Genomic DNA, 13,777 nt, shown 5'->3' with positions numbered 1-13,777 from the left:
CAATGCAAAACGGGAGCAGCCTTGGCTGCTCCCGTTGCGACGTTACTTGGTAATGTCGATCTTGAACCATTGCATGGAATATTTCGACACCGAGCCGTCGTCGAGCGCGGCCTTGAGCGCCTTGTTGTAGATGTCCTGCAGGTCCTTGTCGCTCTTGCGGAAGGCCGCGCCGATGCCCGGCCCGAGGATCGGGCCACCCTTGAATTGCGGGCCGACGAATTCCAGGTCTTTCGCATCGGGCTTGGCCAGCGTGCCGAGGAAATAGGTGGTGTCGGCGAAGGCGACGTCGATGCGGCCCGCCATCAGGTCGAGGTCGTGCTCGTCGGTCGTCTTGTATTCATGGATGTTTGCGACATCCTTGAGATATTTGTCGGCAAATGTCGCCTCCGTGGTCGAGACCTGCAGGCCGACATTCTTTCCGGTGAGCTCCTTGCGCAGCGTGTCGAGCGCCGCCTTGGATTCGGCGTCGTCCTTCGACAGATCGATCATCTTGCCGGTGTTGGACATCTGCGCCAGCGGGCCGTTCTTGTCGGCCAGGAAAGCCACCGGCGAAGAGGCATAGGGGATCGAGAAGTCGATGGTCTTCATGCGCTCTTCGGTGATCGACATGCCGTCCATGACGATGTCGAACTTGCCGGCCGTGAGACCGGGAATGACGCCATCCCAATCCTGCGCCACGATGCTGCATTCCAGCTTCGCGCGGGCGCAGACGTCGTTCAGGATGTCTACCTCGAAGCCGACGATCTTGCCGCTGGCATCGGTCTGGTTCCACGGAGCGTAGGAGCCCTCCATCGCGACCGTCACGGTCTTCCAGTCCTTGGCCATAGCCGGGGTCGAGCAGGTCAACGCCAGCGCGGCGAACGCGATCCAACGTGATGATGTCACGGTAATTTCTCCCATATTTTGTTCTTGGATCCCTCAGATACCATTTGCTTAGCCCAGCCCCGATTCTGCGACAAGGGCTGTTTTCCGGTTCACGCGTTGTTGCAATCCGCCCACGAATCCGGCCCTGCCCGCGGCTTCACCGCGAGCATCGATCCAATCGGAACCCGGTCCGATGTGGACGGAAGAGCGAGACTACTCCGCCGGCGCGCCGGCGACGCCCCTGCGAGACGCCTCCAGCATCCGGCGCCGGGCGCGGAAGACGCCCCATTGCTGGTCGACCAGCACGCCGATCAGGATCACGCCGCCCATCACCGCGAAGTTGAGCGAGGAAGGAATGCCGAGCAGGTTGACGAGGTTCTGCAACTCCTGCAGCAGCACGGTGCCGAGGACAGCGCCGACCAGCGACCCTTCGCCGCCGCGCAGCGAGAAGCCGCCCAGCACCGCCGCGGCGATGGCATAAAGCTCATAGAACTGGCCGTGGCTCGCGGGCGAGATCGAGCGCGTGTACATGGCGAAATAGATCGCCGACAGCGCCGTCAGCACGCCGCAGATGACATAGGCGGCGATGATCACCCGGCCCGTGCGGATGCCGGAATATTTCGCCGCTTCCTCGTTCTTGCCGATCGCATAGAGATAGCGGCCGAAGACCGAGCGGTGCAGCACCACCCACATAACGATGGCGATGACGATCAGCGCGATGAAGCTGTTCGGCAGGCCGTAGGAGCGGCCCGCGGTCAGGAACTCGAGCGTCGGGAAGTTCTGCCCGAAGGCGAAGCCGGCCGTGCCGTCGGCGGTATAGAAGCGCGCCACGCCGCGATAGATAAGCAGGCCGCACAGCGTCACCACGAAGGGCTGCAGTTTCAGCCGCGTGATCAGCCAGCCATGCACGAAGCCGATGATGGCGCCGAGCGCGAGGATCAGCACGAAGGCAAGCGGCCAGCTCACCTCGCGCACCGCGATGAAGTCGATGAACAGCGTGCCGAGCAGGGCGATCACCGAGCCGACCGACAATTCGATGCCGCCGGTGATGATGACGAAGGCCTGGCCGATCGAAAGGATGCCGAACAGAGCGACCAGGTTGGAGGTGTTGGCGAGATTGATCGCCGACAGGAAGCGCGGGTTGATGGCCGTCACCACCGCGCCGACCACCAGGATCAGGATCAGCAGGCCGAGATCTTTCTTGCTCATTGCGCTCCTCCCGCCGCCTGCAGCAGTTTCGGCTTCTTGCCGACCGCCAGCAAAAGCACGTTCTCCTGGCTGAAATCGTCCTTGTCGAGGATGCCGGAGATCTGCCCCTCATGCATGACCGCGATGCGGTCCGACACGCCGATCACTTCTTCCATGTCGCTGGAAATCATCAGCACGGCGACGCCGGCATCGGCGAGCGCCCGCATCAGCCCGTAGATCTCCGCCTTGGCGCCGATGTCGATACCGCGCGTCGGCTCGTCCAGGATCATCACCTTGGGGTTCATCGCCAGCCATTTGGCCAGGACCACCTTCTGCTGGTTGCCGCCCGACAGCGTGCCGGTGCGGGTGAGCACCGACGGCGCCTTTATGCCGAGGTTCTTCTTCTGCTTTTCGGCCGTCGCGAGCTCGGCGCCGACCGAGACCAGCGAGCGCCTGGCATGGGCCGGCAGGTTGGGCAATGAAATGTTCTGCGCGATCGACAGGTCCAGCAGTATGCCGGTGAGCTTGCGGTCCTCCGGCACAAGGAAGATGCCATTCGCCACCGCATCCGCCGCCGATGTCACATTCAGCGGCTTGCCGTCGAGCGTGACGCTGCCGGCCAACCGCTCTTCGATGCCGAACAGCACGCGCGCCAGCTCCGTGCGGCCGGAGCCGACCAGGCCCGCCAGGCCGAGGATCTCCGCGCGCCTCAGTTCGATGCTGACCGGCCGGTCCGGATAGGTGCTGGTGCGGATCGCATCCGCCGACAGGGCTACGCTGCCCGGAGCCCGCGCGGCCTCGCCGGCCTTCTCGCGCTCCTTCAGCATGCGGCCGATCATCAGCCTGACCATCTCGTCGTGGTTGATGTGGCTCTTGGGAAGGGTGCCGGCCAGCGTGCCGTCGCGCAGCACCACCACGCGGTCGGCGACGCGCTCGATCTCATGCAGCCGGTGCGAGATGAAGATGACGCTGATGCCTTGCGCCTTCAGGCCCTTGATGACGTCGAGCAGCTTTTCGGTTTCTGCCATCGGCAGGCTTGAAGTCGGCTCGTCGAGGATGACAAGGCGCGCCTTGATCGACAGCGCCTTGGCGATCTCGACCATCTGCTGCTGCGCGAGCGACAGCGACGCCACCGGCGCGTCGGCCGAGAAATTGGCGCCGACGCGCTTTAGCAGCGGCGCCACCATCTCGCGCAGTTTCGCGCGGTCGACCAGCCTCAGCGGCCCGGCACGCAGCGGCTCGCGGCCGAAGAAGATGTTGGCGGCGACGTCGAGATTTTCGAAGAGGTTCAATTCCTGGTGCACGAAGGCGATGCCGGAGCCGATGCTCTGCTCGACGGTCAGCGCATCGTGCGCCGCGCCATCGACGGTGATGGTGCCGCTGTCCGGCCGCGTCACACCGCCGAGGATCTTCATCAGCGTCGATTTGCCTGCGCCGTTTTCGCCGACCAGGCCTATGACCTCGCCGGGCCGGACCTCCATCGAGAATCTGTCCAGCGCCACAACGCCCGGATAGGTCTTGCGCACGGCCTCGAGGCTCAGGAACGGAGCAGTGGTCGGTTGAGTGGAATCGGTAGAGGTCATCACGCCATAGTTTACCGCACGGGGCAACAGCCGGTGGCCACAGACTGACGGGCCTTGGCGGGTCCGTCAATACGAACGCCGGCTCAAGGCGCACCTTGAGCCGGCGCAACTGTGCTGAGCTTACTTGCCCTGCATCGCCTTGAGGTTGGCGGCGTAGGCGTCCACATCATCCTTGCCGATGATCTTGGTCGGGATGATGATCAGGTTGTTGGCCGGGATGCCCGACTTGTCGCCCTTGAGGTAGGAAGCCATCAGCTTCATGCCCTGATAGGCCCATTCGAACGGCTGCTGCACCACGGTCGCGGCGACGGTGCCTTCCTTGACGCCGCCCAGCGTGATCGGATCGTCGTCGAAGCCGACGACGGTGATCTGGCCGAGCTTGCCGGCGTCGCGCAGCGCTTCATAGATGCGCGGCGTGTTGTAGGAGTAGAAGCCGACCATGCAGGTGATGTCGGGGCTGGCGACCAGCGCGTCCTCGACATTCTTCTTGGCACGCGCCTGGTCGATGTCGTCGCCGCGTACGTCGACCAGCTCGATCTTGCTGCCGGCGAGCCCGTCCTTCATGCCCTGGATGCGCTCCTTGGCGTTGTCGGCGCCGAGCAGGCCGACGAAGCCCAGGCACTTGCCGCCGTTGGGCATCGCCTTCTTGGCGATCTCGGCCGCCTGCTTGCCGGCATCGACATTGGACGAGCCGATATAGGCGACGCGCTTGGTCTGCGGGGCATCCGAGTCGGTGGTGAACAGCGCGGTTTCCGACGCGATCTTGTTCAGTCCGTCGGTCGAGGTCTTGGGATCGACGGCCGAGACCATGATGCCCTTGACGCCTGCCGTCACCAGATCGTCCATCAGCCGCTGCTGGATGGCGACCGAAGACTGTTCCGGATATTTGAGCTCGAGATTGTAGTCGGGCAGTTCGCCCTGCGCCTTCTTCACGCCGGCTTCCGCCGCCTTCCAGAAGTCTGACGCACCGTTGACGACGAAGGCCAGCGTCGGCTTGTCGTCGGCGCGCACGCTGGCGCTTACCGACAGGCCTAATGCCAAGGCCGCCGCGGCGACTGATGCGTTGCGTATCATGGATTTCATAGTTCAACCTCCCTTGTAGAACTCTTCGCTGATGTCTCGGCTGCGGCGCGGATAACCCTCCTCCTCAAGGGTGTGGCGCAAAGGTCCGCCGACTTAAGAACGGTTCCGATCCGGCCGCGGTCGAGACACTAGACACTCATGTGGCATTCGTAAATAGTCCGATTTGTCCGACATTTTCGTGAGGATGGACACGAGCCCCAACCGGCGATCCGCCGGCTTTCGAGCGAGCATCCTTCGCACTTTGCCGGCACCGAGCGGAAGCCCGGACGGTTACGACGAGTTGACAGTAGAACGCTTACAGCTATTAGTAAAGAGTATTAGTTTTGGGCTGAGGCGCGTGCTTTCGAAGCGGAGGAGACGCTGGTCGAAAGATGCGCCGGGAGTGAGGAGAGCACGTGCGCAAAAGCTTTCTACCGCACGGAAACCCGTAGGAATTGTCAGCGCTGCTGACCTTATCGGACTGATTTCGTCGCGACGCGGCGCGGCCGGCGATTTGCATGTCGCGCTTGATAATACTTATTATCAATAGTGCGTTTCAGATGAGCGTGCCGACCATCTTGCCATTGCAATCGGCCTTTGCTTTGGAGCCGGCCGGGTTTGGGAATCGACCATGAGTGAACCGACGGAACTGCGTGATCCTCCCGGGGCTTCCAGGCGCCGCAAGCCGGCCGCCAAGCCCAAAGGACGTGTCACCATGACCGACATCGCGCGCGCCGCCGGCTGCTCGCAGGCGACGGTCTCGTTCGTGCTCAACAATTCGCCGGGCATCAGGCTGTCGCAACAGACACGCGACCGGGTGATCGAGGCGGCCAGAGCGCTGGGCTATTCGCCGCCGGTCTTTTCCGCGCTGCGGCCGCCGGTGACGCCCTTCGAAGGCCTGGATGGCGTCATCGGCTTCGCGGTCGACCAGCTCGCCACCAGCCCCGAGGCGGTGGTCGCCATCGAGGGCGCGCGGCAGGCCTCGTGGAACGCCGGCAACGTGCTTCTGGTGGCGCAGACCATGGGCGACGCGGTGATGGAGCCGCGCGCCATCCAGGCGCTGACGGGGCGCGGCATCACGGCATTGATCTATATGACCATCTTCACCCGCGAGATCGCCGCGCCGGATTTCCTCTACAGCCTCGAGATGCCGGTCATCCTGCTCAACTGCTACACCGCCGATTATGCCTTCCCGGCCGTGGTTCCCTCCGAGATCGCCGGCGGCCAGAGCGCGACGAGACACCTGATCGGCCATGGCCATCGCCGCATCGCCACCATCACCGGCGAGCCGTGGATGCAGGCCGCTCAGGATCGGCTCAAGGGCTATCGCCGCGCTCTAGCCACCGCCGACATCCCGTTCGACCCGGAACTGGTGGTGGAGGGCGACTGGTCGGCCAGCGCCGGCTATGCCGCGACGGTCAAGCTGCTCGGGCTCAAGGAGCGACCGACCGCCATCTTCTGCCAGAACGACCGCACCGCGATCGGCTGCTACGAGGCGCTGAAGGAAGCGGGCCTGCACATCCCGCAGGACATCTCCGTGGTCGGCTATGACGATGAGGAGATCGCCCGCCATCTGTTCCCGCCGCTGACGACCTCCATCCTGCCGCATCTGGCGATGGGCCAATGGGCGATCGAGCAACTGGAGACGCCGCCGACGCCCGGCCGCGGCCGCTATCCGATCACCAAGCTGGAGTGCCCGCTGGTGGAACGGGAGAGCGTGGCAGGCGTGGAGGGATAGGATGTCCCAGATCGCCGCTTCAAGACTTGGAACGTATTGACATTGTACTGACAATCGCTAGATATCTGACCCTGACACAGGAGGATTTCGATGGCGCAGTCCAGTCATGCTGGCAGCAATCGCAACGCAGTTCGCAAGGATGATATGATTCAGATCCGCGCTTCGGCCGAGACGAAGGCCATTCTCAACCGCGCCGCGAGCTTGCGCGGGCAAAAACTGTCGGAGTTCATGCTGGACAGTGCGCGCAAGCAGGCCGAGGAGACCATTCTGGACCAGCGTGCCTTCTTTCTCGATGCCGACGCGCATGAGAAATTTCTTGACCTGCTTGATGCTCCGAACAAACCGTCGCAAGAGCTTCGCGCCCGCATGACGCGCAAGCCAGCCTGGGAGCGCTGATGCCCGCTGGGCAATCGCATGGCCCGCGAGTCCGCGCTCCGGAACGGCTGACCATCAGTCATGATGTCGCAGAATTTCGCAACGGCAGGCATCCCACCCTTGATGACTGGCTGCGAAACCGTGCCCTCGCCGGCGAGGGATTGTCTGCCCGAACCTATGTCGTCTGCGACGCGGGCACGAAAAATCGTGTCGTCGGTTACTACGCGATCTCCACGGCGATGGAAGAACGGGTCGCGCTGCCAAGCGCCAAGCTACGCCGGGGCATGCCTGAACAGGTTTCTTTGCTGCTGATAGGCCGTCTGGCGATCGATCAGGCGTTCCAGGGAATGGGCCTCGGGGGCGACCTGCTTTCCGATGCGCTGCGGCGTTGCCTCGCGGTTTCGGACATTGCCGGGGTTCGTGCCGTGGTGGCACACGCCATCGACGACGACGCCGTTGGTTTCTACCAGCGTCACGGCTTCACTATGTCTCCGCTGGGCGAGCGCGTCATGCTGATGCCGATCGAGACGATACAGGCGCTGTTCTCGAAAACTTGAGGCGAGTTGTGCAGGCCATTGCATGATGAGGAGATCGCCCGCCATCACTTCCCGCCGCTGACGACCTTGCCGCATCTGGCGATGGGCCAATGGGCGATCGAGCAGCTCGAAACGCCGCCGACGCCTGGCCGCGGCCGCTATCCCATCACCAAGCTGGAGTGCCCGCTGGTGGAGCGGGAGAGCGTGGGGAGTGTACCCGCACAATTCCGATGACCCGGCCCCGAGACCGGCCTATGATGAGTGAGCGTGTGTTCCTTCCCAACAGGAAAAACGCTCATGTGGCCGAACCGCCGTTTATGCGATCTTTTCAAGATCGAGCATCCGATCATCCAGGCGCCGATGGCGGGCTCGGCGACGCCGGAACTCGCCGCCGCGGTGAGCAATGCCGGTGGGCTGGGGTCGCTCGGATGCGCATCGATGCTGCCGGATGGCCTGCGCAACGTTGCGCGCCAGATGCGCGCCTTGACCGTGCGTCCCTTCAACCTCAACTTCTTTGTTTTTCCCAGACCCGACACCGGCGACACCGTGCTGACCCAGGTCATTGACAGGTTGCGGCCCTACTATGAGGAGCTGTCGCTCGGCGAACCCTCGCGGAGGCTTCCGCCGATCGGACCGGGCTTCGATGAAGAAAAGCTTGAACTGCTGCTCGAGATCCGGCCGCCGGTCGTGAGCTTTCATTTCGGCATTCCGGATGCGGCTGCCGTCGGCAGGCTGAAGCAGGCCGGGATCGCAATCATCGGCACCGCGACGAATGTCGCCGAGGCGCGCAAGCTCGCCGACGGTGGAGCCGACGCGGTCATAGCCCAGGGCTGGGAGGCGGGAGGTCACCGCGGTTCGCACGCTCCCAATGGTCCTGGCGACGGCGTTGGAACGATGGCGCTGGTTCCCCAGGTCGTCGATGCCGTCGAGCTCCCGGTCATTGCCGCGGGAGGCATCGCCGACGGCCGCGGCATAGCGGCCGCTTTCGCGCTTGGCGCCAGCGGCGTGCAGATCGGCACCGGCTTCCTGTCCTGCGACGAAGCCGGCACGGACGCACCGCGCCGCGCCCTGATCCGCACGGCGACCGACATGGACACGATGATCACCGATGCCTTCACCGGCCGCGCGGCGCGCGCGAGACGCACCCGCTACGCCCTGGAAATGGAGGAGAGCAGGGTGCCCCTTCCGGACTTCCCGCAAATGGTCGCGCTCAGCGCTCCGCTCGGCGGCGACAAGGATTTCGCCTTCCATCTCTATGGGCAGGCGGCGGCCCTGAACAGGGAGCTTCCGGCCGGGCAACTGGTGCGAACGCTCGTGGCCGAAACGGGCGAAGTGTTCGACGCCCTCTCGACCGGCAAAACGACGCCTGCGTGAGCGAAGTCTTCGTCGTCGACGTCCGCGATGAGCTTTTAACCCCGAGCGTCGACGCCGGATTGCGAAAAGATCAGCCGGCAAGTAGCGATGCCATACGGTCGCGATCGATGATGTTGGGATTCGGCGGCAAAGGGCGACCGTCCAGTTCGGCCAGTTTCGCCGCGATATGCGGTCTGGCGACGACATCCTGCGGCAGCGAAACGCACATGGCGATCTCGATCACGCCGCGAAACACGTCGGCATCCTCGCTAGCGGCGGCGAAAAGCCGGGCCATGACCGGATTCGGCGGCGGAACAGGAAGGCCGTCGGCCAAGGCGTTCATCTCCGCGATCCGGGCACGGTCGGCGGCGATCTGGTTGCGATAGAACGGGCCGACCTGGCGCTCGGTCTCGACATCGTATTCCCGCGAGAATTCGGCAGGGTCGCCGATGTGCCGGCGAGCGATATTCCTGAGCACCTGCGCGTGCAGAAGGCCGACGCTCAACCCCCGCCCGGCGGACGGATTGGTGCAGGCCCAGGCATCGGCCACAGCCGCAAACCCGGTGACGACAGGCTGGCCGTCGACGACAAACCGCCGGTAGCGGTCGAGAACGCCCGCCATCAGCAGGACGTGCGTGATCGGCTCGCCGTCCAGCCAATGGGCCTGCATCGGACATGCCGTAACGACACGGTGGAACGTGGCGGTGTCGCGCAAAGCGCGCATGGCCTTGTTTCTCGCGGAGGTGAACAGAGTGACCGACCAGGTGTCGTTGTCGCCATCCAGGGTGAGAATCGAGAACAGCCCCATCGGAGTGAGCAGGCGGCCCTTTCGGCGCGGCCGCTGCTTGCCCGTGAAATAGCGAGTGAAATAGACGAAATTGCTGTCCTCGGCTTCCTCGCTCGGACTGCGGCCTCCGGCGGCAACGATCCATTCGCAGGCAGGGCTTCGCCGCCCCATCGCATCGATCACCAGGTCGGCGCGAATCTCTTCGCCGGACGTCGTGCGAACGCCCGCAATATGCGGCACGCCGGGAATGGCTGAGGCTCCCGTGATCAGCTCGCGAACCTTGATCCCCCGCCGGACCGTCACATTGGGCGCAGCTTGCGCCATCTCGGCTACGGCCCACTCGATCACCGGCCGCCGGCCGGTAACGAAGCGCATGGCTTCGTCGCCCGGGCGGGGCGCCCTGTCCGTTATCGTCGGGGGCAACGATCGGGGGTCGAAGAAATCCATCCAGACGCAGCCGGCGCGCAGCAAAATATCCGTCAGCCCCGGCAACTCCTGATCGGCGACCATCCGGAAACGCGAGCTGAGGTTGTGGGGCTGCCTGAACTGCGCAACGCCGGGGCGCTCCCAGTCCCATCCTTGACTGGAACTCGAAGGCCGGTCCGCCGGATCAGCCTCGAGGACCGTCACGTCGTGACCATCGCGGCCAAGCATGGCCGCCGTGCACAACCCGATTACGCCTCCACCGCAAATCAGGATTTTGCTCACCCCGTCCCCCAATATCCGCGAGGGTTAGGCGCCATATTAGCTTCTGCGCACAGTCCCGGCAACGTGCCGGGCCGCCAGGCCCACCGCTTGTGTGCGGTCACGGAACGATCCGCTGCTTTGGCTGCTTGGCATGGCTTCCGTGGAAGTCTAGGTTGACTTCAACGAAGGGAGGGCGAGATGACATCAAGTTTCACCGTTCACGCGGCGTCGGGCTATGAGCAACTGATGGGGCGCTGGAGCCGCAGGCTCGCGCCCAAGTTCATCGATTTCGCCGGTCTGGCCGGCGGCGAAAAAGTCCTCGACGTGGGTTGCGGCACCGGCAGCCTGACCTTCGAGCTGGCGAAGTCAGGCGATCTCACCGATATCCATGCCATCGACTTCTCGCCGGTCTTCGTCGCGGCGGCGAAGGACAGGAACACCGATCCGCGCGTCACCATCCAGCAGGCGGATGCCACCGCCTTGCCGTTCGCCGATGATGCGTTCGACCGCGCGCTGGCGCTGCTGGTGCTGCACTTCGTGCCGGAAGCCGGCAAGGCGGTGGCCGAGATGCGCCGCGTGACGCGGCCGGGCGGTGTGGTCGCGGCCGTGGTCTGGGACCATTACGGCGGCATGACCGGCATGCGCATGATGATCGACACAGTTGCGGCGCTCAGCGAAAGCGGGCGTCAGCTGCGCAACCGCTATTGCTTCCAGCCGATGATGCAGCCGGGCGAGATGAAGCGGACCTTTGTCGAGCAGGGTCTCGTCGATGTCACCGAGGCCGAGCTGATGATCCGCATGGACTACGCGGATTTCGACGACTTCTGGACGCCGATCGGCGCTGGCGAAGGCCCGCTCGGCAAATATATGACCACATTGGATGCAGCCGAGCGGGAGCGTGTCGAGGCCGCCGTCCGCGATGCCTATCAAGCCGGCCGACCGGATGGCCCGCGATCCTTCGCCAATGTCGCCTGGGCCTGCCGCGGCATCGTTCCCTGAGACGTAAGGCGGCAACGCGTCAGTTGCCGGCGGCCGCCGGGGCATTGATCTCCCAGCCGTCAACCCACACCTGCCGCAGCCGGTCGCCTTCGCCCTTGAACCATTGGCCGGCCGCCCGGCAATCCTCGATGCGGTCGCTGCGGAAATTGCGGATGGCCTGCCGCAACTCGCACCAGGCCACGATGTTGGCGGTTTCGGCATAGTAGATCAGGGCGACCGGGCGAATGATGCGGCCGGTCGGACGTCCCGCCTCGTCGCGATAGGAGAGGTCGAGTTTCTCCTCGTCGCGGATGGCGCGGCGGACCAGAGCGAGGTCGACGGCCGACGCGGAGGGTGCTGCAAAGCCCCAGGCATGGAGGGCGTTGGCATCGAGCGTCTGCCGCAAAGGCGGCGGCACGGCGCCGGCGATCTTGGCGCCGACACGTTTGGCGGCCTGCTTGAGCTCGTCATCGCCCGTGCGCTCCAGCAACGCCAGCGACAGGACGATCGCTTCCATCTCCTCGATGGAAAACATCAGCGGCGGCATGTCGAAGCCTGGGCGCAGGATGTAGCCGATGCCGCGCCCGCCCTCGATGGGCACGCGCATTGCCTGCAGGGCCGCGATGTCGCGATAGACCGAGCGTGCAGTCACTTCCAGCCGCTCGGCGATCGTCGCCGCCGTTACCGGCTTCCTGGCCAGCCGCAGGATCTGGATGATCTCGAACAGGCGCGAGGCCTTGCGCATTTTCTCACCCGGCTGAAATGCAACTGACACAGCCCCGTCAGTTGGAATGCCTTATAGGGCCGCCTACCCGCTTGAAAATCAACGGATTCCTTTGCGTGCAGGCGGATAATGCGACAGGCAACTGACATGAGCTATGGCGAAAATCTCTGGCTGTTCTTCGTGCTACTGTTCGGCATCATCGCCGTTCCGGGCATGGATATGCTGTTCGTGCTGGCCAATGCGCTGACCGGCGGCAGCAACAGGGGCCTGGCAGCGACTGCCGGCATCATGCTGGGCGGTGCAGTGCATACGCTGAACGGAGCGATCGGCGTCGGCCTGCTCATGCATTTCGTGCCGATCCTGTTCACGCCGCTGCTGGTCGCCGGCGCCGCCTACATGGCCTATATCGGCATTTCGCTGATGCGCAGCTCGATCACCGTCGGCGACAACGGACCAATGGGGAGCCGCTCGGCCTGGAAGGCGTTTCGCCAGGGTCTGGTCACCTGCCTGATCAATCCGAAGGCCTATCTCTTCATCCTTGCCGTCTATCCGCAATTCCTGAAGCCGGCCTACGGTCCGATCTGGATGCAGGCGACGATCATGGGATTGCTGACGGTCGCCACGCAGGCCGCGATCTATGGCGGGCTCGCCGTCACGGCGGGGCGCAGCAGGCAGATGCTTGTGGCCAATCCCCGCGCGACCGTTCTCGCCGGGCGCATGGCAGGGCTGCTGCTGTTCGCGGTCTCGATATTCACGGCCTGGGAAGGTTTGAGGGCGGCGTGATCGCCGCCCCTCTCTCCATTTCGCTCAAGCCGCGCCCTGCCGGCTGGCAAGCATCTCGCGCTTCACCGACCGGCGCCATTCGACCGCGCCGGCGAGGCCGTGCAGCACCGTTTCCGTGGTCGCCCAGTCGATGCAGCCGTCGGTGATGCTCTGACCGTAGACGAGCGGCTTGCCGGGCACGACGTCCTGCCGGCCGGCGACGAGATTGCTCTCGATCATGACGCCGATGATGCGCTCGTCGCCCGCGGCAACCTGGCCCGCCACGTCATGCGCGACCTTCGGCTGGTTCTCCGGCTTCTTGGCGCTGTTGGCGTGGCTGACATCAATCATCAGCCGCGGCGCGATGCCGATGCGGACGAGCTCGGCCGCGGCGGCCTCGACGCTTGCGGCCTCATAGTTCGGCGCGACGCCGCCGCGCAGGATGACATGGCAATCCTCGTTGCCGGTGGTTGCCGCAATGGCGCTGCGGCCGCCCTTGGTCACCGCCATGAAATGATGCGGCTGGGCGGCGGACTTCACCGCCTCGCCGGCGATCCTGAGATTGCCGTCGGTGCCGTTCTTGAAGCCGACCGGGCAGGACAGGCCCGAGGCCAGCTCGCGATGGATCTGGCTTTCGGCGGTGCGCGCGCCGATGGCGCCCCAGGCGACGAGGTCGGCGATGTATTGCGGGATGGTCATGTCGAGGAACTCGGTCGCCGCCGGCAGGCCGAGATTGTTGACGGCCGACAGCACGTTGCGCGCCATGCGCAGCCCTTTTTCGATGTTGAAGCTGCCGTCGAGGTCGGGATCGTTGATCAGGCCCTTCCAGCCGACCGTGGTGCGCGGCTTTTCAAAATAGACGCGCATGACGATCTCGAGCCGGTCGGCCAGGGCCTCGCGCAGCGCCGCCAGACGGCTGGCATAGTCAACGGCCGCGACCGGATCGTGGATTGAACATGGGCCGACGATGACAAGCAGTCGATCGTCGGCCCCCGAGAGGATCGAATGGATGGCGTTGCGCGAAGCGGCAACGGTGCGCGTCGCCGTGAGCGAGCGCGGTATCTCGCGCATCACCTCGTCCGGCGTGCTCAAGGCTCTGATTTCGGTGACCCGAAGGTCGTCTGTGGTGGTCAACACGGC

General features: G+C 64.5%; 13 protein-coding genes and 1 pseudogene. 7 read left to right on the top strand and 7 right to left on the bottom strand.

The window, feature by feature from the left end; all coding sequences use genetic code 11:
• Positions 1 to 42 precede the first annotated feature (42 nt).
• From LB525_RS20630 to LB525_RS20615, 4 genes are all read right to left on the bottom strand, one after another.
• A complete protein-coding gene (locus LB525_RS20630; RefSeq protein WP_224546417.1) occupies positions 43 to 885 on the bottom strand; it encodes a transporter substrate-binding domain-containing protein in 843 nt (280 codons plus the stop codon).
• A 192-nt stretch (positions 886 to 1,077) separates the two neighbouring features.
• Positions 1,078 to 2,073 carry an ABC transporter permease gene (locus LB525_RS20625; RefSeq protein WP_095768037.1) on the bottom strand — a complete coding sequence of 332 codons (996 nt, stop codon included), beginning with the start codon at positions 2,071 to 2,073 and terminating at the stop codon, positions 1,078 to 1,080.
• On the bottom strand, positions 2,070 to 3,635 hold the full coding sequence (locus tag LB525_RS20620; protein WP_224546414.1) for a sugar ABC transporter ATP-binding protein: 1,566 nt from the start codon (positions 3,633 to 3,635) through the stop codon (positions 2,070 to 2,072). Before LB525_RS20620 ends, LB525_RS20625 begins: the two co-directional genes overlap by 4 nt.
• A 120-nt stretch (positions 3,636 to 3,755) precedes the next feature.
• Entirely contained in the window at positions 3,756 to 4,718 is a 963-nt protein-coding gene (locus tag LB525_RS20615; protein ID WP_095768035.1) for a sugar-binding protein, read from the bottom strand.
• Positions 4,719 to 5,328: 610 nt separating this feature from the next.
• Here LB525_RS20615 and LB525_RS20610 point away from each other — a divergent pair.
• From LB525_RS20610 to LB525_RS20590, 5 genes and pseudogenes are all read left to right on the top strand, one after another.
• Positions 5,329 to 6,435 (top strand): LacI family DNA-binding transcriptional regulator, encoded by a 1,107-nt coding sequence (locus LB525_RS20610; protein WP_224546412.1) that lies wholly within the window; start codon positions 5,329 to 5,331, stop codon positions 6,433 to 6,435.
• Positions 6,436 to 6,525: 90 nt separating this feature from the next.
• The gene (locus tag LB525_RS20605; RefSeq protein WP_224546410.1) at positions 6,526 to 6,831 is read left to right on the top strand and encodes a DUF1778 domain-containing protein; all 306 of its coding nucleotides are present in this window, start codon (positions 6,526 to 6,528) and stop codon (positions 6,829 to 6,831) included.
• Positions 6,831 to 7,367 (top strand): GNAT family N-acetyltransferase, encoded by a 537-nt coding sequence (locus LB525_RS20600; RefSeq protein ID WP_224546408.1) that lies wholly within the window; start codon positions 6,831 to 6,833, stop codon positions 7,365 to 7,367. The genes LB525_RS20605 and LB525_RS20600 overlap by 1 nt, the downstream gene beginning before the upstream one ends.
• 24 nt (positions 7,368 to 7,391) lie before the next feature.
• A pseudogene (locus LB525_RS20595) lies at positions 7,392 to 7,580 on the top strand (LacI family transcriptional regulator); the annotation flags it as partial.
• Positions 7,581 to 7,643: 63 nt separating this feature from the next.
• Entirely contained in the window at positions 7,644 to 8,720 is a 1,077-nt protein-coding gene (locus tag LB525_RS20590; protein ID WP_224546406.1) for an NAD(P)H-dependent flavin oxidoreductase, read from the top strand.
• Positions 8,721 to 8,790: 70 nt separating this feature from the next.
• On the opposite strand, the gene LB525_RS20585 is transcribed toward LB525_RS20590, so the two are convergent.
• Complete coding sequence (locus LB525_RS20585; RefSeq protein ID WP_224546387.1) at positions 8,791 to 10,194, bottom strand: FAD-dependent oxidoreductase; 1,404 nt, start codon at positions 10,192 to 10,194, stop codon at positions 8,791 to 8,793.
• Between the two features lie 177 nt (positions 10,195 to 10,371).
• On the opposite strand from LB525_RS20585, the gene LB525_RS20580 reads away from it, so the two are divergent.
• The gene (locus tag LB525_RS20580; RefSeq protein ID WP_224546375.1) at positions 10,372 to 11,172 is read left to right on the top strand and encodes a class I SAM-dependent methyltransferase; all 801 of its coding nucleotides are present in this window, start codon (positions 10,372 to 10,374) and stop codon (positions 11,170 to 11,172) included.
• Positions 11,173 to 11,191: 19 nt separating this feature from the next.
• On the opposite strand, the gene LB525_RS20575 is transcribed toward LB525_RS20580, so the two are convergent.
• Positions 11,192 to 11,896 (bottom strand): helix-turn-helix transcriptional regulator, encoded by a 705-nt coding sequence (locus tag LB525_RS20575; protein WP_224546373.1) that lies wholly within the window; start codon positions 11,894 to 11,896, stop codon positions 11,192 to 11,194.
• A 126-nt stretch (positions 11,897 to 12,022) separates the two neighbouring features.
• On the opposite strand from LB525_RS20575, the gene LB525_RS20570 reads away from it, so the two are divergent.
• Entirely contained in the window at positions 12,023 to 12,658 is a 636-nt protein-coding gene (locus tag LB525_RS20570) for a LysE family translocator (RefSeq protein ID WP_224546371.1), read from the top strand.
• Positions 12,659 to 12,682: 24 nt separating this feature from the next.
• Here the strand turns inward: LB525_RS20570 and LB525_RS20565 are convergent, their stop codons facing one another.
• Entirely contained in the window at positions 12,683 to 13,774 is a 1,092-nt protein-coding gene (locus tag LB525_RS20565) for a 3-deoxy-7-phosphoheptulonate synthase (RefSeq protein ID WP_224546369.1), read from the bottom strand.
• Positions 13,775 to 13,777: the final 3 nt, after the last annotated feature.

The organism is Mesorhizobium sp. CA16, from assembly GCF_020165175.1.
In the GTDB taxonomy this organism is placed as follows: domain Bacteria; phylum Pseudomonadota; class Alphaproteobacteria; order Rhizobiales; family Rhizobiaceae; genus Mesorhizobium.
Note: the sequence above shows the minus strand (reverse complement) of the source record. Positions and strands in the feature narration are given on the sequence as shown.

Coding starts and splice junctions, on each gene's coding strand:
- LB525_RS20625 (WP_095768037.1), bottom strand. CDS start 2,073: ATGAGCAAGAAAGATCTCGGCCTGCTGATCCTGATCCTGGTGGTCGGC.
- LB525_RS20620 (WP_224546414.1), bottom strand. CDS start 3,635: ATGACCTCTACCGATTCCACTCAACCGACCACTGCTCCGTTCCTGAGC.
- LB525_RS20615 (WP_095768035.1), bottom strand. CDS start 4,718: ATGAAATCCATGATACGCAACGCATCAGTCGCCGCGGCGGCCTTGGCA.
- LB525_RS20610 (WP_224546412.1), top strand. CDS start 5,329: ATGAGTGAACCGACGGAACTGCGTGATCCTCCCGGGGCTTCCAGGCGC.
- LB525_RS20605 (WP_224546410.1), top strand. CDS start 6,526: ATGGCGCAGTCCAGTCATGCTGGCAGCAATCGCAACGCAGTTCGCAAG.
- LB525_RS20600 (WP_224546408.1), top strand. CDS start 6,831: ATGCCCGCTGGGCAATCGCATGGCCCGCGAGTCCGCGCTCCGGAACGG.
- LB525_RS20590 (WP_224546406.1), top strand. CDS start 7,644: ATGTGGCCGAACCGCCGTTTATGCGATCTTTTCAAGATCGAGCATCCG.
- LB525_RS20580 (WP_224546375.1), top strand. CDS start 10,372: ATGACATCAAGTTTCACCGTTCACGCGGCGTCGGGCTATGAGCAACTG.
- LB525_RS20575 (WP_224546373.1), bottom strand. CDS start 11,896: ATGCGCAAGGCCTCGCGCCTGTTCGAGATCATCCAGATCCTGCGGCTG.
- LB525_RS20570 (WP_224546371.1), top strand. CDS start 12,023: ATGAGCTATGGCGAAAATCTCTGGCTGTTCTTCGTGCTACTGTTCGGC.